Source organism: Acinetobacter sp. ANC 5414, from assembly GCF_013004295.1.
Classification (GTDB): Bacteria; Pseudomonadota; Gammaproteobacteria; order Pseudomonadales; family Moraxellaceae; genus Acinetobacter.
The window spans coordinates 1-20,274 of sequence record NZ_JABERM010000035.1 but is presented as its reverse complement, the minus strand read 5'-3'; the positions used below and the strand labels follow the sequence as shown (position 1 = coordinate 20,274).

Genomic DNA, 20,274 nt, shown 5'->3' with positions numbered 1-20,274 from the left:
AGCTAGATGGAATTTGATAAATGGATTTGATTCAATCAAATGGACAACCGCATTATGGACGTTTTAGCGCCCTCCCAAAAACCATCGATTTGAATCAATACCAGTACAAGACACCTTATGGCGATGTCTTAACTGGTTGGCGCAAGCGATTAAAATATAAAAAGTTTAAATTTTGTTGTATTCAGCATGGACATTATACGATTGGTCTGGCCATTGCCGATATTGCATGGGCTGGGCATGCCTTTTTCTATATTTATAATCATCAAAACCATGAGGTTTTAGAGTGGAATGCGATTAACCTGTTATCACGCAATACCGTGGTAGATGAACAGCCGCTTTATAACCAGAGTTTTTTTTCCAAGTCGCCTTTTCAAATTGATATCCAGCATGCCAATGGCGTGCGTTATATCCATGTCACAAAATACGGGGAAATCAGGCTTAGTGCGCGAATTTTCTGTGCTGGTACAAACCCGCTTAGTATGTGTAGCCCGACGGGAATTAATGGCTGGACTTATACGCAAAAACTGACGACTTTGGGCTGTGAAGGTTTTTTTATCAATAAACAGCGTGAAACCATACAGTTTAATGAAAGAACTTTTGCATCACTAGATGATACCTGTGGTTTTCTACGGCCGGAAACGGCCTGGTTCTGGTTATCCTGCAATTTTTGGGATGCGCAAAATAACCGGATCGGTTTGAATCTGGCTTCCGGGGTCAATGAAAGTTTTGGCAATGAAAACTGCTTGTGGATCAATGGTGTGCTGTATCCTGTCAGTGATGTTTTATTCCAGCATCAGGATGAGGGGCACTGGACAATTCGCTCACTGGATGAAAAATTAAATCTGGATGTCAAAACGGGCTGGCGACGTTATGAAAATCTGAATTTAAGACTGGTGGGCAGTCAGTTCAGCCAATGGCAAGCCAAAATTAGTGGAACCATTCAGCAAGGCGATCAGGAAATTATCTTGTTAAATGAATATGGCTTGTTAGAACAGCATTATGCCAAGTGGTAATACATTACAAGATAATAAAAACCTAGTCGGTATTTATACCGACTAGGTGAGTGATAAATACAATAACTATTATGACTCTTTAGCCGCTTGCCAAAAAGCTTCCCCAGCTTGGATGGGATCACCTGTTTCTTCTAAAGTTTTTACCCAGACATTATATTGTGCAATCACAGGGTGTTGGCTAGGATGAAAGTCTTTGTTAAACCAGTCGCGATATTGCTTGCTCATTTTGGTTAACTTACCTTTACTTCCAAAGAACCACGGTAAACCGCGAATGTTCATTTGCAGACGTTGCAGTAGGGTAAAGCCATCATACTTTAACATCACATTGGCACGGTAAATGGTAAAGCCAAAGATGAGCAATGTCGTCCATAGCAATGTAAATATTCGCGTAGACTCAGGCACATTTCCAACCTGTTTCATCACATCAAAAGCCACATCACGATGTTCCATTTCTTCAATTGCATGCCAGGCAAATAGCGCGCGGACATAAGGATGTCCATCTCGCAAGGTGTCTTTATTCGCATAAAAGGTTTCTGCCATCAGGGCAGTCAAGTGTTCAGCCGCAGCTGTCATGGCAATATTGTATTGAGGGGAACGCTTTTCCAGTTCGAATTTAAAAATTTTATTTAAACGCTGAATCAATTGATCCACCGGCATGCCTTGCTCTTTCATAACCTGATTCATTTTGTCATGCGCTATACCGTGCTGCGCTTCCTGACGAATAAAATCAGCCACACGCCGTTTTAAGTCTGGATCGGTAATCTGATCGCGGAACAAACGTACCGACTGAATAAAGTAGCGTTCACCATCTGGAAAAGTCAGGCTGAGTGCATCAAACATGCGGGTAATAAACGGATCGCCACCAAACCAAAAACGCGGAACTTCATTCAGTTTAAAATCAAGGTTACTGCGGACCACAGGTTGGACTTGAGATTGGGCAATAGCATTCATTTTATTTTACTTCAATCGCCTTGGATCATTGCAGTATGTCGGACTTTTTTAGTTTTGTTTTGACAGTACTTGCCATTTTTTATACATTTTACGACAGAATTAAAATTTAAAATGTCAAAAAACAAGGATGCATTGTGCAAGAACTGCAGATTCCCAATGGTTATTTTCAACTGTGGCAAATGTTTTTGTCAGATCGGGGGCTGGATGGATTGCAACTTGATTTTCTGCAAGATCACCATGCGCAATTACGGCATGTCTTAAACCTGCCGATTGATACTCAATCACCGTATACCTTTTTCTTAGAAGTCATCCAGCGTACCCAGCAACATCTCAATTGCCCGCAGCTGATTTTTGAAATGGCACGTTATATACGGCCAGAGCATTTTGGTGTGTTGGGTTATATGGCCTCACGTAGTAATAGCGTGGCCGAAGCTTTACAAAATATTATTCGCTTTAGCCGGTTGGTGATTGATGGTGCAGCAGTCATTCCTATGCAAATGCTGCATCAGGATAAAGAGATTTATCTCTCCTGGCCGCTGCATGATGAACGATATGCGATGATAAATGAGCTGACTTCAGCCTGTATGGCACATTTGGCCAAGCAAATTTTTCCAGCCTCGTTGCAATTGCTGAGTATGCAGTTTGCGCATACGCCGCAGATGGCGCGTTATCATTATGAGAAGTTTTTTGGTTGTGAAGTTAGCTTTGGTCATGCCCAATATTCTTTTGTGATTAGTTCTGACAGTTTGGATTTAAAATCGGAATTGGCGGATCCTTCCTTAATGCAACTTTTACTGCGCCAAGCAGAAGAGGCGATTGCTTCCAAGCCCAATTATGAAAGTTTAGATCAGCATATTCATATGAGGGTGGCTGAATATTTGCGCGTGCAAAATAGTGTGCCCAAAATTGAGCAGATTGCGAATGAATTGCATGTATCTGCACGGACACTGCAGCGGCAATTGAATGACCTGAATTTATCTTTTAAAAAGATTGTTGAGATGGAACGCATGAAACGTTGTGATCAATTATTGCAGCAGGACATGCAATTGACCGATATTGCCACGCAATTGGGCTATTCAGATCAATCTGCTTTGGCTCGTGCTTATAAGGCCTATAGCGGTCAAACCTTATTACACAGGAAACAACAGCTGAAAGATCCGCATGAGTCATAAAAAAGCGACCCACTTGGGTCGCTTTAAAATATAGATCAATTTAAACAGGTTTGAAGCGAGGGAAACGAAATGCAATTGCCAGTATCGCCACGATTGCCAAGACCCAGCAATAGTAAATATTCCCGATCAGCTCTACCGGTGACATCTTCGCAATAGAGCAGGCGAGAAGTAATTGAGCACCATAGGGAATCACGCCCTGGATCACGCAGGAAAAAATATCCAGCAATGCTGCAGCACGTTTAGGATCTACGCCATATTCTTTGGCCACTTCACGCGCCATATCTCCCGATAAAATAATCGCAACGGTATTATTGGCAACGAACAGATTGGCAAACACCACTAGAAAACTCACACCCAACTCACCCGCATGTTGGCGTCCAACTTTAAATAAACGGGTAATACTGTAAATACGTTGGATGAGCCATTGTAGTCCACCTTCTTTTTGCATAATGGCCGATAAGCCACCCAAGAACATCGAAAGTAGTGCCACCTCAAACATGCCTACAAAGCCATCATAAATGGAGGTATTTAACTTCAAGATGCCGAAATCCGGGCTGACCATGATACCAATCAGACCTGAAAGAACCACCCCAAGGGTTAAAATGGCCAGTACATGCAAACGTGAAAAAGCCAGAAAGAACACTGTCACATACGGCAAAATCAGCCACAAGTCGTAATCTTTATATTCAATGGTTTGTGAATCATGGCTAACAAATGCATAAATCAGGATAGTGAGCACGGCGGCAGGAACCGCAATCCAGACATTAACTTTGAACTTATCGCGTAGCTGAACCTTCTGACTGCTGGTGGCTGCAATGGTGGTATCTGAAATCATCGACAGGTTATCACCAAACATGGCACCGCCCACCACTGCGCCAATGGCGTAGACTGCTTCAATATTGGTGACTTGGGAGAAACCAAAGGCAATCGGGGCACAGGCAGCAATGGTGCCCATGGAAGTCCCCATCGCAGTGGCGATAAATGCCGAGATCACAAACAGCATGGGCAGCACAAAGGAGGGCGGGATAATCGAGAGACCCAATTGCACTGTTGCATCAACACTGCCAATGCTACTTGTGGTGCTGGCAAATGCTCCTGCAAGCATAAACACCATAAACATCAGAATTAAATTGGGATGACTGGCACCCTTTAAAAACTCATCAATGGCGGTATTCAATTTTCCACGGTAAATCAGCACGGCAAGAATAATGGCAGGCAGAGCTGCCACAGGTGCTTTAACCTGATAAAAAGCAAACTCGGTACCAATGATGGAATGATAGATACCACTGCCTAAAAAAATAGCTAAAAATACAATAAGAGGTAGCAATGCTAGCGCGCGAGCGTGCACTTCACCTTGGGATTCGGGAGTCATATAAAATAGAAAAAATGAAAATCGTGCGTAGTATAGTGCAGGTTTTGCTATTTCATAAAACTTTAAATGTAAAAGCTAAGCTAATTATTTTTATCAATTTTTTACCAATAAAAATAAGTTTATCTTAATACTGGTTATTTTTTTAAATAGCAAAATTAGGCATCTTTGATCATTGAGAAAAAATCGTAAATATCAGTAAATGGTGTTCTCGGATTGTTCTGAAAAAATGAGATTGTCAGTCTAATGTAGCGTGAAATGTTTGAGCTCTATTCAATGAGTAAAAAATAGCGTTACAATGCGTTGTCTTGTATTTCTACAAAGCCAACTCCTCAGTTTTTAAATAATTCAAGGAAAGCATAGCCTTATGTCACGTTTAGCCACTCGTTTTGGACAGCTTAAATCTCAGCAGCGTAAAGCGCTAGTTTCTTATGTAATGGCTGGTGACCCTCATCCAGAAGTAACCGTTCCATTGTTACACCAAATGGTTGAGGCAGGGGTGGATGTGATTGAACTTGGTCTTCCATTTTCAGACCCTATGGCAGATGGTCCAGTGATTGCCCTTGCAGCAGAACGTGCATTGGCAGGTGGAACCAATACCCTGGACGCTTTGAATATGGTGAAAGAGTTCCGTCAGAAAGACACAGAAACACCAGTGGTTTTGATGGGTTATTTAAACCCGGTCGAAGTGATTGGTTATGAAAAGTTTGTGTCTTATGCCAATGAATGCGGTGTAGATGGTGTACTTCTGGTGGATTTACCGCCGGAAGAAGCAAAAAATTTGGATGACGTGTTGAAAAAATTCGACATGGATCAAATCTTCCTGCTTGCGCCAACATCTACGGATGAACGTATTCAGCATGTGGCAAATCAAGCCCGTGGCTTTATTTACTATGTGTCCTTGAAAGGGGTAACCGGTGCGGCAACTTTAGATGTATCTGAAGCGGCAGCCCGTATCCAGAAAATTAAAGCTGTGACTGACGTTCCTGTAGGTGTCGGTTTTGGTATTAGCGATGCTGCCTCTGCGAAAGCCATGGGTGTAGCGGCTGATGCGGTCATTGTGGGCAGTGCTTTTGTCAAACAATTTGCGAACTTAGCGCCAGAACAAGCTGTTTTTGAAACGGTTAATAAAGTCAAGGAGCTTCGAGCCGCGCTCGATGAGTTAGTATGAATCAAGAAGTGAAAATAGGCAAAATTCTAAGCCCAGCGACGCCGTGGACGGAACGTCATGTTCCGGGTATTCACACCCCTGATGAGCAAACAGCACTCAAAGCAACCTTTACAGAGCCAACCATTGAGTGTCCTGAATGTCACGCACTGGTTACTCGTACCGCGATGTCATTTAACGCTTATGTTTGTCCGCAGTGCGATGAACATTTGCGTATGAAAGCACGCGACCGTTTAAACTGGTTCTTCGATCAGGTTCAAAATGAACTGGGTCAGGAATTTGTGGCCAAAGATCCGCTGAAATTTGTAGATAGCAAAGCCTATCCGGACCGTATGTCTGAAGCGCAAAAGAAAACCGGTGAAACAGAAGCATTGGTTGTGATGCAGGGTTTACTGAAAGATATTTCTTTAATCGCATGTGCATTTGAATTCGACTTTATGGGCGGTTCAATGGGTACAGTGGTTGGTGATCGTTTTGTGCAAGCGGCTGAACGCGCCATTAAAGAGAAACAACCTTTAGTCTGCTTCGCGGCATCTGGTGGTGCACGTATGCAGGAAGGCATGTTGTCACTTATGCAAATGGCACGTACTTCAGCAGCGATTCAACGCATGAAAGATGCAGGTTTGCCGTATTTGGTGGTATTAACCCATCCAGTTTATGGTGGCGTAACCGCTTCACTTGCAATGTTGGGTGATGTGCATATTGCTGAACCTAAAGCCATGATTGGTTTTGCGGGTAAACGTGTGATTGAGCAAACCGTACGTGAAAAACTGGAAGAACCGTTCCAGCGTGCTGAATATTTGCTTGATCATGGTGTAATCGATCAAATTGTTCATCGTCACGCATTACGTGATACAGTCTATCGTATTGTCGCGAAACTGATGAACTTGCCTTGAACACAGCACCACTTGCAACAGACTCTTTAAACACATGGCTCGATTATTGGAGCCATGTTCACGTTACGGGGATTGATTTAGGTCTGGAACGCGTCATTCCAGTGGCTGAAAAGCTGGGTGTGACCCGTCCACAGGCAAAAGTTCTGACCGTAGCGGGAACCAATGGTAAAGGTTCAACTACCACCACTTTGGCTGCCATTTTAAATGCGCAGGGCTATAAAGTCGGATTGTATCAATCACCACATATTTACCGTTTTAATGAACGAGTAAAGTTGTCGGGCATTGAGGTGGATGACCAAACGTTGGTGGATGCGTTTGTGCAAGTGGATCAAGCTCGTCGTGATTGTGATTTAAGCCTTTCTTTCTTTGAAGCCACCACACTTGCCGCTTTTGTTATTTTTAAAGCCAAACAATGCGATGTCTGGGTGCTTGAAGTTGGACTGGGTGGTCGCCTCGATGTGGTGAATGTGATTGAGCCAGATGTCGCCGTGATTACCAATATTGGTTTAGATCATACCGATTGGCTCGGTGACACGATTGAAAAAATTGCCTTTGAAAAAGCCGGAATTATTCGTCCGGATATTCCGGTAATTTTTGGTGGTATGCAACAACTTCCTCAAGCCATTAAAAATAAAGTCGATGAATGCAATGCAACATTGTATGTGGCTGATCGTGATTACTTTTATCAATATACGGATGATGGTCAAGCCTGGATGTTTGCATCTTCAGGTACAACTTTAAAATTACCGACAGGTGCTTTGGCACTGGAAAATATTTCCACAGCAGTCGCAGCAATTTTAGTCAGCGGTTTAAGCGTGACTCAACCAGCAATCGCTCAAGGTATTCAGCAGGCACGTCTGCAAGGTCGCTTTGAAATTCGCAAGATTCAGGGCAAAACGGTGATCTTTGATGCCGGACATAATCCCCATGGCGTAGATTTTTTGTTAAATCAGTTGCGAAAATTTTTAGAATACAATAAACAGTACACAGAAGTGGTCAGTGTTTTTTCCATGTTGGCGGATAAAGATATCAATTCTGTCGCAGACTTGTTGAAAGATACTGTTTTAAAATGGAAAATTTCACCATTAACGGTTCCGCGAGCAGCTCCGCTTGAGCAGCTCGATGCAGCATTAAATGGTGAAACAGTACAACACTTCGACAGTGTTCAATTGGCTTTTAAATCAGCGCTAAATGAAACAAAGAATAATCAGCTGATCTTGGTATGTGGTTCATTTCATACCTTAGAAGCGGTATGGGAGTATTTGGAAGAATGTCAATGAATAGCAAACAACGCTGGATGGGTGGCGTTGTTTTATTAGGTGGTGGTGTTTTATTGACAGCATTGCTCCTGAAAGGCAAAGAAGAAATATATCAAAACGAACTTAAAAACCCCGAGCTTGCAGCTCAAGTCACACAGAAAAAGCCGGCTCCAGAAGGCGAAATGGTTCAGCTGCAGGCTTTAACAGTCGATGTTGAAACAGAAAAACGTTTACTGGAAGAGCAACGTCGTGCGCGTGAAAAAGCGGTTGCAGAACAAGAAGCCCGTGCTGCTGAATTTTTAGTGATGCAACAACAGGCTGAAGCCGAGGCTGCACGTAAAGCTGCCGAAGAGTATGCGGCATTAAATGCCCATCGTACCGGTGCACAGCAAAGCTCGGATAATATTCCTCCTGAACTGGTGGAAGATGAAAAAGTTAAACAAAAGCGTTTAGCTGAAGAAAAGCTGCTTGCGCAAAAAAAGTTAGATCAGCAGAAAGCTCAACAACAGCGAACTGATGCTGATAAAAAAGCAGTTGAAGATAAACGTAAAGCCGAAGCTGATAAAAAAATAGCGGATATGAAAGCGGCTGAAAAGAAAGCAGCAGAGAAAAAAGCGGCTGATGAAAAAGCCAAACGTGAGGCTGAAGTAAAACGTAAGGCAGCTGAAAAGCAAGAAGCAGAGAAGAAAGCCCAAGCAGAAAAGAAAAAAGCAGAAGAAAAACGTGAGGCAGATGCCAAGAAAAAGGCAGAGGCTGAAAAAGCACGTGATCTGTTGGAAAATGGCGACAAGCAATGGATGGTACAAGTTGCTTTGGCAGCAAATGAAGCCAATGCAGATGCTGTTGCCTCCAAGTTACGTGCTAAAGGCTACAAAGTCACCAAAAGTCCAACATCGAAAGGTGTTCGCATTATGGTCGGGCCATCTAAAGATCGTGATGCAGCAGATGCGGCACGTAAGAAAATCAACACTGATGCAAGCCTGAACATGAAATCGGCTTGGGTGATTGAATGGGTGCCTCTCGATAAGCGCTAAATCAAGTTTAAGCTAAAAATTAAAATGGATTCGACAGTTGCTGTTGAATCCATTTTACGTTTTCGGGGCTAAATATCTTTTCAATATGAACCCAGATCGGATGAAATCCATAGCCGCCATGTTTCATTTCATCCAGTGCATCTTCAATTTTCCAGTTTTCAAAAATAATTCGATACATGGCAATGCTTGCACCAGTACGGTCTGAGCCGTGATAACAATGAATCAGTACCTTTTGATTAAGTGCTTTGGCTTGCTGAATCTGTTGCATGACCTGTAATAAATCTTCACGCGACATTGCCCAGGTGTGAATGGGGATATGAACCAATTTAAAATCTGTGGATGGTAGAACAGCTAGATCCTTATTTCGTGACCTTAAATTAATCACTACATCAATATCATGTGCTTTTAATTGTGGAATCAGTTCAGCCGTGGGTTGCTCACTACGAAAGACCTGCTCACTAATTTGATAAAAATTATCTCTTTGATTAAGTACTGTTCCCCAGTGTTGAGGACGCTGTTGCGATGAAATTGTGGGCGAGGTGATACATCCCACCAAACTTGAGCTACTCAGTAAAAGGGCAACAGCTGTTCTTTTAATCATGTTAGATAACGTTCCAGTTCGACTGGATCATGCGCACAGATGATTTCAATATTTTTTTCCGTTTGTGCGAGCTGTTGAATTTTGTGCAAGTTGTCTACACGCATTGAATTGTTTTCGGCAAAGACACGTTCCAGTTTATCCAAAGTTCGGAGTTTGTTTTTAGGGTCAAGCTGCAGATGTGAATAGTAAGCATCGCCACAGAAGAACAGCCAACCTTCTTTTTGCTTAATCGCAATCCCGCAATGACCTTTGCTATGACCCAGTAAGGGAATCATTAAAATTTCATCTTGAAATAAGTGGAAGCCTTGAACCTGATGTAAATTAAACCAAGCATCTCCTTGTTCAGGTTCGATGAAATTCCAGTAACGATGTTGCTTGAATTGTTGGGTTTTATAGCGTGCTTTATTTTTCAGTGAGAAAAAACTTTGCGTTGCATTATATTCACTGGAGAGCAGATGTACGGTGGCGTGTGGAAAATCTGCAATACCACCAGCATGATCAAAATCCAGATGTGAAACCAGAATATGTCGCACATCTTGCGGGCTAAAGCCCAAGCGTTGGATTTGTGCAATGGCAGTCAGTTCTAAATTGTTTTCTATCCGACCCAGTCGTGAAACCAGGTTACCTAAGCGGGCTTTGGTATGTAGATAATCCTGTATGCCTAAACCGGTATCTACCAGTACCAAACCTTGATCGGTTTCAAGCAGTAGGCAATGACAAACCACTTTGGCGTGCAAGCCTTTTTGCCCAAACAGAGGACCGCAAACAGGACACATGGTGCCGCAGTGCAAATGATGGATGTTATAAATCACAATATTTATTCTTAAGATGATTAGGCGTATTTATAAACTGCCTGTGAAATAAACACCAACTTGATTTTGTAATTCAATTGTTTAGCAGAATAAAAAAGCCTGTCATCAGACAGGCTTTCAGCAAATCAGGATTTGGCTCGTCATTTTAGTCCTGAACTTGCAGTATATGAGTGATATCGGCGTAAAGGCTTGAGTTGGAACGCACTTCGTTTGCTTGCGAAAAACAAAAGCAGCGGCTTTAGTTTTAACTCGAAGCATAGTTACTCGTCTTCTTGCGGAATATATTCCTCAGGGCGGAGTGATGCTTCTATTCTGAAACTACGCACTTCGTTTGTCTTGCGCAAAAATAAAAGCACTGCTTTAATTTTAACTCGAAGCATAGCTTCTCGTCTTGCGTTCGAGCAAGGCACTGTCTTGCTGATCCTCACTCAGGCTGTGGCGTTAAGCGCAAATAAGGTTTAACCACTGTATAGCCTTTAGGGAAACGTTTTTTGATTTCGTCCTCATCTTGAAGAGAAGGTACAATTACCACATCTTCCCCTTGTTGCCAGTTGGCAGGTGTAGCAACTTTGTGCTTGTCGGTCAGTTGTAGCGAATCGACGACACGTAAAATTTCATGAAAATTACGTCCTGTTGAAGCCGGGTAGGTAATAATCAAGCGAACTTTTTTGTTTGGATCAATAATCACCAAAGAACGAACAGTCAGGGTTTCACTGGCATTGGGGTGAATAAAGTCATAAAGAGTAGAAACTTTACGATCCTGATCGGCAATGATCGGGAAATTGACCGTAGTATGTTGTGTTTCATTAATGTCGTTAATCCAGCCATGATGCGATTCGACATCATCGACCGACAGGGCAATGGCTTTAACCCCGCGCTTATCAAATTCATCTTTCAGCTTTGCGGTATAGCCAAGTTCAGTCGTGCATACCGGAGTGTAATCAGCAGGATGGGAAAATAAAATCCCCCAGCTGTCACCTAGATAATCGTAGAAATTAATTTTGCCTTCACTTGAGTCCTGCTCAAAATTCGGTGCAGTATCGCCTAAACGTAATGTCATTTTTATAGCCTCATATGCTTTGTTATGTATGTTGATGCGATCTAATATGACGCATTTTTTTTTGCAAGGAAAATAGCGTTTTTGTATTTCTTTATGAATAAATAGAATATACGGTTCTGGTTTGATTTGTAAAATCTGTATAAATCACGGATTTTATGACTATATTGGCTGTTTAAAATTTGTTACATTGTTTTCCCTTAGCTGTCACGTGCTAGAACGAGTGATCAGAATTTTTTTATTGGTTTTGTGCAAAAGCCTTGTACTTCAAATTTCTAGCACCATAATAACGACTGAGAAAAAATTTATTCATTCGACAAGCAAGATTTAGAGAGTCTATTCATGTTGGCAAGTCTGATCGGAGGCATCTTCGGTACCAAAAATGAGCGCGAACTCAAACGCATGCGTAAAATCGTAGATAAGATTAATGCGCTCGAGCCGACGATATCTGCACTAAGCGATGCAGACTTATCTGCAAAAACTGAAGAATTCAAACAACGATATAACAAGGGCGACAGCCTGGATAAATTATTGCCTGAAGCATTTGCGGTTTGTCGTGAAGCGGCAAAACGAATCATGGGGATGCGTCATTACGATGTACAGCTGATTGGTGGTATTACGCTTCACGAAGGTAAAATTGCAGAAATGCGTACTGGTGAAGGTAAAACCCTGATGGGTACTTTGGCTTGTTATTTAAATGCGATTAGTGGTCAAGGTGTGCATGTCATCACCGTGAATGACTATTTGGCACAACGTGATGCTGAACTCAACCGTCCATTATTTGAATTCTTGGGTTTAAGCATTGGCATTATTTACTCAATGCAAAATCCGACTGAAAAAGCAGAAGCCTATCGTGCCGATATTACTTACGGTACCAATAACGAATTCGGTTTTGACTATCTTCGTGACAACATGGTGTTCTCGCTGGCTGAGAAAAAACAGCGTGGCTTGACTTATGCCATTATCGATGAGGTCGATTCGATCTTAATTGATGAAGCGCGTACACCATTGATTATTTCGGGTCAAAGCGATGACTCTTCACAATTGTATGCTGCAATCAATAGCATTCCACCAAAACTGACTCCGCAAAAAGAAGAAAAAGTAGCCGATGGTGGTCACTTCTGGATTGATGAAAAACAACGCTCTGTCGAAATGACCGAAGTCGGTTATGAAATGGTTGAACAAGAACTGATAGACATGGGGTTATTGGCTGAAGGCGAGAGCTTGTATTCATCGGCTAACTTGAACCTGGTTCATCATGTTACGGCTGCCATTCGTGCGCATTATCTTTATCAACGTAATGTTCAGTACATCATTCATGATGGCGAAGTGATTATTGTTGATGAAAATACCGGTCGTACCATGCCGGGTCGCCGTTGGTCAGAAGGTTTGCACCAAGCAGTTGAAGCAAAAGAAGGTCTGGAAATCCAACCTGAAAACCAAACCCTTGCAACAACCACTTTCCAGAACTATTTCCGTTTATACAAAAAGCTTTCAGGTATGACAGGTACTGCCGATACTGAAGCGGCGGAAATGAAAGAAATTTATGGTCTGGATGTGGTGCTTATTCCAACCCATCGTCCCATGATTCGTAATGACCAAAACGATTTAATCTATTTAAATCGTAATGGTAAATACAACGCAATTATTCAGGAAATTCAAAATATTCATGAAGCAGGTGTTGCACCGATTCTTATTGGTACAGCAACCATTGAAGCTTCAGAAATTCTTTCGGATAAACTGAAAGAAGCCGGTATTGCCCATGAAGTCTTGAATGCAAAACAACATGAGCGCGAAGCTGACATTATTGCGCAAGCAGGTTCACCGAATGCGGTGACCATTGCCACCAATATGGCCGGTCGTGGTACCGATATTTTGCTCGGTGGTAACTGGAAAGCCAAGCTTGCCAAAATTGAAAACTATACCGCTGAAGATGAAGCACGCTTAAAAGCCGAATGGGAACAAAACCATGAAATGGTATTGGCTTCTGGCGGCTTACATATTATTGGTTCAGAACGTCACGAATCGCGTCGTATCGATAACCAGTTACGTGGCCGTGCCGGTCGTCAAGGTGACCCGGGTGTTTCACGTTTCTACTTGTCGCTTGAAGATGACTTGATGCGTATTTTCGCGGGTGATCGTGTTGTAGCCATGATGCGTGCAATGGGCTTGCAAGAAGATGAAGCCATTGAGCACAAAATGGTGTCACGTTCCATCGAAAATGCACAACGTAAAGTTGAAGCACGTAACTTTGACATTCGTAAGAACCTGTTGAAATACGATGATGTGAATAATGAACAACGTAAGATCATTTATTCGCAACGTGATGAAGTGCTTGCTGAAAGTACTTTACAAGATTACATCGAAGAAATGCATCATGAAGTAATTAAAGGTGTGATTGCAAATTATATTCCACCTGAATCGATTCATGATCAATGGGATATTGAGGGTCTAGAACGTGCATTACGTGATGATCTGGGCATCGATTTACCGGTGAATCAATGGTTGGAACAAGACCGTCGTTTAGATGAAGAAGCTTTGGTGGAACGTATTTCTGATGAAATCGTGAACCGCTATCGTGATCGTCGTGCGCAAATGGGTGATGAATCTGCAGCAATGCTGGAACGTCACTTCATGTTGAGCGCTTTGGACCGTCATTGGAAAGAACATTTGGCGGCTATGGATTACTTGCGTCAAGGCATTCACTTGCGTGGTTATGCACAAAAGAATCCAGAGCAAGAGTATAAGAAAGAAGCATTTAACTTATTCGTCAATATGCTTGCGGTGATTAAGTCGGATGTGATTACTGACCTTTCACGTGTGCATGTGCCTACAGCTGAAGAATTAGCTGAAATGGAAGCACAGAAACAAGCGCAAGCTGAAGCGATGCATTTAAATCTTTCTCATGCTGAAGTGGATGGTTTAACCGCTGATGTGACTGCAGATCTAGATGCACAATATACTCCAGTGGATGAACAAATCATTATTCCACCTGCAAACCGTAATGCGCCTTGTCCATGTGGTTCAGGTCTAAAATACAAACAATGTCACGGTAAAATTTAATTTTACCCAGACTGCAAAGCCACTTTAAATATTCCTCTTGTTCATTGAGAGGTGTTATCTAAAGTGGCTTTTTTAATTCCATCTAAATATATTATTTAGTTTTTCAAGATGTGAATACGTTTGCAGAGAACCCAATTAAGTGGTATTTAGTTGCATATCGAACACTGATGAAAAGCGGAAAGACAATGAAAAAAGTATTACAACTATTGATGATTGCAGCTTTAGCTATTCCTACTTTGACTTTTGCAAATCAAACAACAACCGTAGACAAAGTACAAGCTGCGCGTGGTGCAACCACAGCTCCAGCAGTTGCTCAAGACGGTAACATTACAGTCGCAAGCCCACGCACTGGTATTCGTTATACTTTTGCTAATCCGAATCAACGCCCGGTGGTATTGAAAACTACAGCGGTGACTGCAGCCAATGCAGCTAATGTGAATCGTATCGTGGCTTCAAATCCTGCTTTATCTACAGCGAGTCAAGAAAAAGCCAAACAGGCATTATTGTCAGAAGCTTCCCAATTAGCGTCAAACTAACGTTATGTTGTTTTTTTAAACCAGTCTGCAGACTGGTTTTTTTGTGCCTGGAAACATCCATCCAATAAAAAATAAATCAAACCAAGTGTTCTGCTCGATTTTTTAGTCAATTTCTACTAAGCTGTCTTTTTATCACGAACTTATTTGGAAGTTTAAAAATGGCGGTGGGCGACGTAACAATGCCACAGATGCATGTGGTTAAAGGTGTAAAAATTGGTTCAGCTGAAGCCTATGTGCGCTATCAGAACCGACGTGACCTGGTCATTTTTGAATTTGCTGAAGGCTCAAATGCTGCTGGTGTATTTACTCAAAATGCATTTTGTGCGGCACCTGTGCATGTCTGTAAAGCGCATCTTCAAGTCAGTAATCCACGCTATTTAGTGATTAATACCGGCAATGCCAATGCAGGTACCGGAAAAATCGGAATGGCAAATGCACAAGCGACTTGCGCGAAACTGGCTGAACTTGCTGGTGTGTCAGATAACGAAATTTTACCCTTTTCAACCGGGGTGATTGGTGAGCAATTACCGATTGAACGCTTGATGGCGGGTTTACAACCTGCACTTGATTCATTACGCGATGATGCCTGGTTAGATGCAGCGACGGGCATTATGACCACAGATACGTTACCTAAAGGCGCATCTGAACAATTTGAGTTAGATGGTGTGACTTACACCATGACTGGTATTTCAAAAGGCGCAGGCATGATTCGTCCGAATATGGCGACTATGCTCAGCTATGTTGCAACAGATGCTCCGATCAGCCGTGAATTGGTACAGCAATTATTAAAAACAACGGTAAATGTTTCATTCAACCGTATTACGGTAGATGGCGATACTTCAACCAATGACTCATGTATTTTTGTGGCGACCGGTCAGGCCGGTGGTGCAGAAATTACATCGACTGATGATGCACGTTATGCTGCGGTTTTAGAGGTTTTAACCCGCGTGATGAAACGTCTAGCACAACTGATTGTGCGTGATGGCGAGGGTGCTACCAAATTCATTACTGTTACTGTTGAAGGAGGTGCAGATACCCAAGAATGTTGCGATATTGCTTATAGTATTGCCCATTCACCACTGGTTAAAACTGCATTTTTTGCATCCGATCCAAACTGGGGGCGTATCCTTGCAGCGATTGGTTATGCAGGTGTTAAAAATTTAGACGTTGAAAAAATCCAGGTTTGGTTAGATGATGTACAGATCTGCAAAGATGGTGGTGCGGCAGCGGACTATACGGAGGAAGCTGGCGCGCGCGTGATGTCTCAAGCTGAAATGACGATTCGTGTTGATTTAGGACGAGGTCAGGCAAAAGACACGGTCTATACCTGTGATCTGTCTTATGACTATGTCAAGATCAATGCAGATTACCGTTCTTAAGTTTAGTTGAATGAAAAAAGCCTCCGTAGTGAGGCTTTTTTATAATGTAAAGTTTTTAATGACTGGTCAAAAAAGCAAGATGCCATTCTGATCAGTAAATTGAGTGTGCTGCTTGTAGTCTAACAAGCACCAAGGATAGAGAAGACGTTTATGAACGATGCGACCAATTTAATTGCCAATGAGGCTAAATCGATTGTGCAGGCGCATTTAGATCGTTTAGGTGAGCCTAAAGATATTCATTTGAGTGATGAGGTTAAACAGGAAAAGTTTGCGCAAATTCTGGCAGAACTCAAAAAACGCGACGCTGTCCTTGTCGCTCATTACTATTGCGATCCCGAAGTTCAAGAGATAGCGGAGCTGTCTGGTGGTTGTGTTTCAGATTCGTTAGAAATGGCTCGTTTTGGCCGTGACCATCCAGCTTCAACCTTGGTGGTGGCGGGTGTGAAATTCATGGGAGAAACAGCGAAAATTCTTTCTCCTGAAAAAACAGTGTTGATGCCAACCTTAGAAGCGACTTGTTCTTTGGATTTGGGTTGTCCTGTTGATGAGTTTACTGCGTTCTGTGATGCACATCCTGGTCATACCGTTGTGGTGTATGCCAATACTTCTGCGGCAGTCAAAGCCAGAGCTGATTGGGTGGTAACATCGAGTTGTGCAGTTGAAATTATTGAACATCTAGATAGTTTGGGTGAAAAGATTATTTGGGCACCAGATCAGCATCTTGGTCGTTACATCCAAAAGAAAACTGGTGCTGACATGTTGCTTTGGGATGGTGCCTGTATTGTGCATGAAGAATTTCGTGCACGTGGTATTGCCAACATGAAAGCACTCTATCCAGATGCGGCTGTTTTGGTACATCCAGAGTCACCCGAATCGGTGGTAGACATTGCAGATGCAGTAGGAAGTACCTCGCAACTGATTAAAGCAGCACAAACACTGCCAAATGAACGTTTGATTGTGGCAACCGACCGTGGCATTTTCTATAAAATGCAACAAGCCGTGCCAAACAAGATTTTGATTGAAGCACCAACAGCAGGTGAGGGGGCAACTTGTCGCTCTTGTGCACATTGTCCTTGGATGGCAATGAATGAATTGGATGGAATTTTAGCGGTTTTGCAAAAGGGTGATCAAGAAATATACGTCGATCCAGCCCTTGCGGAACGGGCTAAATTACCTCTTGATCGCATGTTGAACTTCAGTGCCAATTTAAAACGCTAATAATTGTATATAAATTAGCTAAAATGCTTGATAAATATACATTTGAAGCGTTTTTTTAATTTTTTTTGAATATAGGTGTTGACGTTATTCGACGTCACGCCTAGAATGCACACCGTACCGCACGAACTGCAGTATGAAGCTAAGATGAATCGGAGCATGGCGCAGCTTGGTAGCGCACCTGGTTTGGGACCAGGGGGTCGTAGGTTCGAATCCTACTGCTCCGACCAATTCTTCAAGGCAAAGGTTTCATGGTATTTGATATCATAGGTCATGCGCCTGTAGCTCAGTAGGATAGAGCATCCGCCTTCTAAGCGGATGGTCACAGGTTCGAATCCTGTCAGGCGCACCATTTATGGTTGCTTGATATTTAGAATCTGAAAATGTTGTAACGGTGGATGTAGCTCAGTTGGTAGAGCCCCGGATTGTGATTCCGGTTGTCGTGGGTTCGAGCCCCATCATTCACCCCAATTCGGAGCATGGCGCAGCTTGGTAGCGCACCTGGTTTGGGACCAGGGGGTCGTAGGTTCGAATCCTACTGCTCCGACCATCTTTCTAAAAGATGATATAAATAATCCGCTTAAATGCGGTTTTTTTATGTCTAAAATTTAATAATAACATTCAACATTCAACATTCAACATTCAACATTCAACATTCAACATTCAACATTCAACATTCAACATTCAACATTCAACATTCAACATTCAACATTCAACATTCAACATTCAACATTCAATATTCAATATTCAATATTAGATCTCTTTCATAAATCAAAAAGTGATCATATTTTTGATTTATATTTGTACCCCGGATTTTTAGTATTTGTGCATAATCTGCGGATGAAATACATCGACTCAAAGAAGCTTTCTGAAACACAGTTCAAGCGATATACGGGCATCTCCTGGTCAACCTTCTATTTAATGGTTGAACAATTAAAGAAGCATGTTACAACTAAAGGCAGACCGCCCAAGTTAAGCGTGGAGGATCAGGTTCTTCTCAGCCTAAGCTATTGGCGGGAATATCGAACTTTATTTCACGTTGCGACAAGCTATGGAGTTTCAGAACCAACAGCCTCAAGAATTGTACGTCATGTTGAAGACTGTCTGATTCAGTCCAATCTGTTTAATTTACCCAAAGATTTACCTGAAGGTGAAGGCATAGACTGGAATGTTGTGATCGTAGATGCCACAGAAATTCCAATCCAAAGGCCTAAAAAAACAGAAGAAAAGCTATAGCGGCAAGAAAAAGACGCACACCTTTAAAGTACAGGCCATGATTCACTACAAAACTCAGCAAATTCTGATACAAAACTCAGCAAATTCTGAGTTTATGTACCAGTCGCGGTGCAGTGCATGATTTCGAGTTGTTCAAATGCAATTTAAACCAGATTCCTTCTGGGGTTTTTATCCTTGCAGATAAAGGCTATCAGGGGATTTATGCGTTGTATCCGAATAGCCTGTTGCCATTAAAAGCCAAAAGACACTGTAAATTGGATCCTGAACTCAAAATCTACAATCAGGAAATCAATAAAAGAAGAATAGGTATTGAACATGTATTTGGTAGCCTGAAAACCTTCAAAATCCTTGCTGAGCGTTATCGAAATAGAGGTAAAAGACTCGGTTTGAGATTCAATTTAATCGCTGGAATCTACAACTTGGAACTGAGCAAAAAATGATTTATGAAAGAGGTTTATTCAATATTCAACATTCAACATCGTTTGAATAATCTTTAGTGATCGTGGTTTAAATCTTGGGAGTAATTTGATTGCTCTCGATGGTGTTATTATAAAACCAGTGGAAAGTAGGGGGTGAAGACACGGATGAGTTGCTTTGAGGAAAATGGAAATTTGAAATACTTTCTTATGTTGATTTATTTGATGGGTGATTTTGTTTTGGATTTGGTGACTCCTTTTTTATTCTGTGTGTTTTTACTGGTTTTTATATTGCATTTAATGGGTAGGTGTAATTTAGAAATTAGAGGGGCGGAATATAGATAATAGAATGGTAAAAATAATTAAAATGATATGGATGTGGATTCTATTTGGCTTGTTTGTGAGTCTTAAACTAAAAAACTTTGTGAATTTAAACTTAAAAATAAGAAAAAACCCACCATTTTGAAGAATAAATAAACAGTCGAAGCGTTATTTCTAAAATAATGTGGAAAAGGGGTTGTGTCTGACCTGAAATGCTGTAGAATGCACATCCATCGGCGGTGATGTTGATTAAAACTTGTTGAGAAACAAGGATTTAGCCTGAGTGGTGTGAATCTGGAAGTCTTGGATGAGTTTAAAAATAATCAATAAAACCTGTTGACTTTTTAGAGATAGAGAGTAATATAGCCGACCTAGCTTGCTGCTGACGAAGTAGCAAGAAGATCATTAAGAGATTATGAAGAACAACTTGTGTGGATTTTTACCGGTTGATCGATCGAAATTATTTTCATTGATTGATGGTAGAAATTACTCGAAGTTTATTTGAGAAATATTTGTCAGAAAATTGATGAGCCAAGATTGGTAGCCATAAGCTACTACTGATTTTAAACTGAAGAGTTTGATCATGGCTCAGATTGAACGCTGGCGGCAGGCTTAACACATGCAAGTCGAGCGGGGAAAGGTAGCTTGCTACCTGACCTAGCGGCGGACGGGTGAGTAATGCTTAGGAATCTGCCTATTAGTGGGGGACAACATTTCGAAAGGAATGCTAATACCGCATACGCCCTACGGGGGAAAGCAGGGGATCTTCGGACCTT

Annotated in this window: 17 protein-coding genes, 4 tRNA genes and 1 rRNA gene; 17 read left to right on the top strand and 5 right to left on the bottom strand. The window is 41.9% G+C overall.

What is annotated here, in order from left to right; genetic code table 11:
• The first annotated feature begins 20 nt into the window (after window positions 1–20).
• Window positions 21–1,013 carry a DUF2804 domain-containing protein gene (locus HLH18_RS15650; protein WP_171547540.1) on the top strand — a complete coding sequence of 331 codons (993 nt, stop codon included), beginning with the start codon at window positions 21–23 and terminating at the stop codon, window positions 1,011–1,013.
• Window positions 1,014–1,082: 69 nt separating this feature from the next.
• On the opposite strand, the gene HLH18_RS15645 is transcribed toward HLH18_RS15650, so the two are convergent.
• Window positions 1,083–1,964, bottom strand: a complete 882-nt coding sequence (locus tag HLH18_RS15645) for a metal-dependent hydrolase (protein ID WP_171547539.1) — start codon at window positions 1,962–1,964, stop codon at window positions 1,083–1,085.
• A 134-nt stretch (window positions 1,965–2,098) separates the two neighbouring features.
• On the opposite strand from HLH18_RS15645, the gene HLH18_RS15640 reads away from it, so the two are divergent.
• Complete coding sequence (locus tag HLH18_RS15640; protein ID WP_171547538.1) at window positions 2,099–3,136, top strand: AraC family transcriptional regulator; 1,038 nt, start codon at window positions 2,099–2,101, stop codon at window positions 3,134–3,136.
• Window positions 3,137–3,176: 40 nt separating this feature from the next.
• On the opposite strand, the gene HLH18_RS15635 is transcribed toward HLH18_RS15640, so the two are convergent.
• The gene (locus HLH18_RS15635; RefSeq protein ID WP_171547537.1) at window positions 3,177–4,508 is read right to left on the bottom strand and encodes a Na+/H+ antiporter NhaC family protein; all 1,332 of its coding nucleotides are present in this window, start codon (window positions 4,506–4,508) and stop codon (window positions 3,177–3,179) included.
• Between the two features lie 364 nt (window positions 4,509–4,872).
• Here HLH18_RS15635 and trpA point away from each other — a divergent pair, with 364 nt between their 5' ends.
• The 4 genes from trpA to HLH18_RS15615 are packed head-to-tail and all read left to right on the top strand — an operon-like array spanning window position 4,873 to window position 8,862.
• Window positions 4,873–5,676 carry a tryptophan synthase subunit alpha gene (gene trpA, locus HLH18_RS15630; RefSeq protein ID WP_171547536.1) on the top strand — a complete coding sequence of 268 codons (804 nt, stop codon included), beginning with the start codon at window positions 4,873–4,875 and terminating at the stop codon, window positions 5,674–5,676.
• Window positions 5,673–6,569 (top strand): acetyl-CoA carboxylase, carboxyltransferase subunit beta, encoded by an 897-nt coding sequence (accD, locus tag HLH18_RS15625; RefSeq protein WP_171547535.1) that lies wholly within the window; start codon window positions 5,673–5,675, stop codon window positions 6,567–6,569. The genes trpA and accD overlap by 4 nt, the downstream gene beginning before the upstream one ends.
• Window positions 6,566–7,849: a bifunctional tetrahydrofolate synthase/dihydrofolate synthase gene (gene folC / locus HLH18_RS15620; RefSeq protein WP_171547534.1), complete on the top strand. Its 1,284-nt coding sequence runs from the start codon at window positions 6,566–6,568 to the stop codon at window positions 7,847–7,849. The genes accD and folC overlap by 4 nt, the downstream gene beginning before the upstream one ends.
• Entirely contained in the window at window positions 7,840–8,862 is a 1,023-nt protein-coding gene (locus tag HLH18_RS15615) for an SPOR domain-containing protein (protein WP_171547533.1), read from the top strand. Before folC ends, HLH18_RS15615 begins: the two co-directional genes overlap by 10 nt.
• A 19-nt stretch (window positions 8,863–8,881) precedes the next feature.
• Here HLH18_RS15615 and HLH18_RS15610 read toward each other — a convergent pair whose 3' ends face one another.
• The 3 genes from HLH18_RS15610 to HLH18_RS15600 form a co-directional block, all read right to left on the bottom strand.
• Window positions 8,882–9,460, bottom strand: coding sequence for a dual specificity protein phosphatase family protein (locus HLH18_RS15610; RefSeq protein WP_502708155.1), 579 nt, complete (start codon window positions 9,458–9,460; stop codon window positions 8,882–8,884).
• Window positions 9,460–10,275 (bottom strand): MBL fold metallo-hydrolase, encoded by an 816-nt coding sequence (locus tag HLH18_RS15605; protein WP_171547531.1) that lies wholly within the window; start codon window positions 10,273–10,275, stop codon window positions 9,460–9,462. The genes HLH18_RS15610 and HLH18_RS15605 overlap by 1 nt, the downstream gene beginning before the upstream one ends.
• A 424-nt stretch (window positions 10,276–10,699) precedes the next feature.
• The gene (locus tag HLH18_RS15600) at window positions 10,700–11,335 is read right to left on the bottom strand and encodes a peroxiredoxin (protein WP_171547530.1); all 636 of its coding nucleotides are present in this window, start codon (window positions 11,333–11,335) and stop codon (window positions 10,700–10,702) included.
• 339 nt (window positions 11,336–11,674) lie between these two features.
• Between HLH18_RS15600 and secA the strand changes: the two genes are divergently transcribed.
• From secA to HLH18_RS15550, 11 genes are all read left to right on the top strand, one after another.
• Window positions 11,675–14,395 (top strand): preprotein translocase subunit SecA, encoded by a 2,721-nt coding sequence (gene secA, locus HLH18_RS15595; protein ID WP_171529246.1) that lies wholly within the window; start codon window positions 11,675–11,677, stop codon window positions 14,393–14,395.
• 185 nt (window positions 14,396–14,580) lie between these two features.
• On the top strand, window positions 14,581–14,931 hold the full coding sequence (locus tag HLH18_RS15590) for a hypothetical protein (protein ID WP_171529245.1): 351 nt from the start codon (window positions 14,581–14,583) through the stop codon (window positions 14,929–14,931).
• Between the two features lie 158 nt (window positions 14,932–15,089).
• Entirely contained in the window at window positions 15,090–16,310 is a 1,221-nt protein-coding gene (argJ, locus tag HLH18_RS15585) for a bifunctional glutamate N-acetyltransferase/amino-acid acetyltransferase ArgJ (protein ID WP_171529244.1), read from the top strand.
• A 150-nt stretch (window positions 16,311–16,460) separates the two neighbouring features.
• Window positions 16,461–17,528 carry a quinolinate synthase NadA gene (gene nadA, locus HLH18_RS15580; protein ID WP_171529243.1) on the top strand — a complete coding sequence of 356 codons (1,068 nt, stop codon included), beginning with the start codon at window positions 16,461–16,463 and terminating at the stop codon, window positions 17,526–17,528.
• A gap of 150 nt (window positions 17,529–17,678) precedes the next feature.
• Window positions 17,679–17,755, top strand: a tRNA-Pro gene (locus HLH18_RS15575).
• 45 nt (window positions 17,756–17,800) lie between these two features.
• Window positions 17,801–17,877 (top strand) — tRNA-Arg (locus tag HLH18_RS15570).
• 42 nt (window positions 17,878–17,919) lie between these two features.
• Window positions 17,920–17,995: transfer RNA gene (locus HLH18_RS15565), tRNA-His, on the top strand.
• A 3-nt stretch (window positions 17,996–17,998) separates the two neighbouring features.
• A tRNA-Pro gene (locus HLH18_RS15560) sits at window positions 17,999–18,075 on the top strand.
• Between the two features lie 275 nt (window positions 18,076–18,350).
• On the top strand, window positions 18,351–18,761 hold the full coding sequence (locus tag HLH18_RS15890) for a transposase family protein (RefSeq protein ID WP_214647367.1): 411 nt from the start codon (window positions 18,351–18,353) through the stop codon (window positions 18,759–18,761).
• Window positions 18,762–18,844: 83 nt separating this feature from the next.
• On the top strand, window positions 18,845–19,201 hold the full coding sequence (locus tag HLH18_RS15885; protein WP_350643752.1) for a transposase family protein: 357 nt from the start codon (window positions 18,845–18,847) through the stop codon (window positions 19,199–19,201).
• Between the two features lie 862 nt (window positions 19,202–20,063).
• A 16S ribosomal RNA gene (locus tag HLH18_RS15550) occupies window positions 20,064–20,274 on the top strand; the annotation flags it as partial.

Excerpts from the sequence above, each read along its gene's own strand:
- HLH18_RS15650 (WP_171547540.1), top strand. The coding sequence starts at position 21 with ATGGATTTGATTCAATCAAATGGACAACCGCATTATGGACGTTTTAGC.
- HLH18_RS15645 (WP_171547539.1), bottom strand. The coding sequence starts at position 1,964 with ATGAATGCTATTGCCCAATCTCAAGTCCAACCTGTGGTCCGCAGTAAC.
- HLH18_RS15635 (WP_171547537.1), bottom strand. The coding sequence starts at position 4,508 with ATGACTCCCGAATCCCAAGGTGAAGTGCACGCTCGCGCGCTAGCATTG.
- trpA (WP_171547536.1), top strand. The coding sequence starts at position 4,873 with ATGTCACGTTTAGCCACTCGTTTTGGACAGCTTAAATCTCAGCAGCGT.
- accD (WP_171547535.1), top strand. The coding sequence starts at position 5,673 with ATGAATCAAGAAGTGAAAATAGGCAAAATTCTAAGCCCAGCGACGCCG.
- HLH18_RS15615 (WP_171547533.1), top strand. The coding sequence starts at position 7,840 with ATGTCAATGAATAGCAAACAACGCTGGATGGGTGGCGTTGTTTTATTA.
- HLH18_RS15600 (WP_171547530.1), bottom strand. The coding sequence starts at position 11,335 with ATGACATTACGTTTAGGCGATACTGCACCGAATTTTGAGCAGGACTCA.
- secA (WP_171529246.1), top strand. The coding sequence starts at position 11,675 with ATGTTGGCAAGTCTGATCGGAGGCATCTTCGGTACCAAAAATGAGCGC.
- HLH18_RS15590 (WP_171529245.1), top strand. The coding sequence starts at position 14,581 with ATGAAAAAAGTATTACAACTATTGATGATTGCAGCTTTAGCTATTCCT.
- argJ (WP_171529244.1), top strand. The coding sequence starts at position 15,090 with ATGGCGGTGGGCGACGTAACAATGCCACAGATGCATGTGGTTAAAGGT.
- nadA (WP_171529243.1), top strand. The coding sequence starts at position 16,461 with ATGAACGATGCGACCAATTTAATTGCCAATGAGGCTAAATCGATTGTG.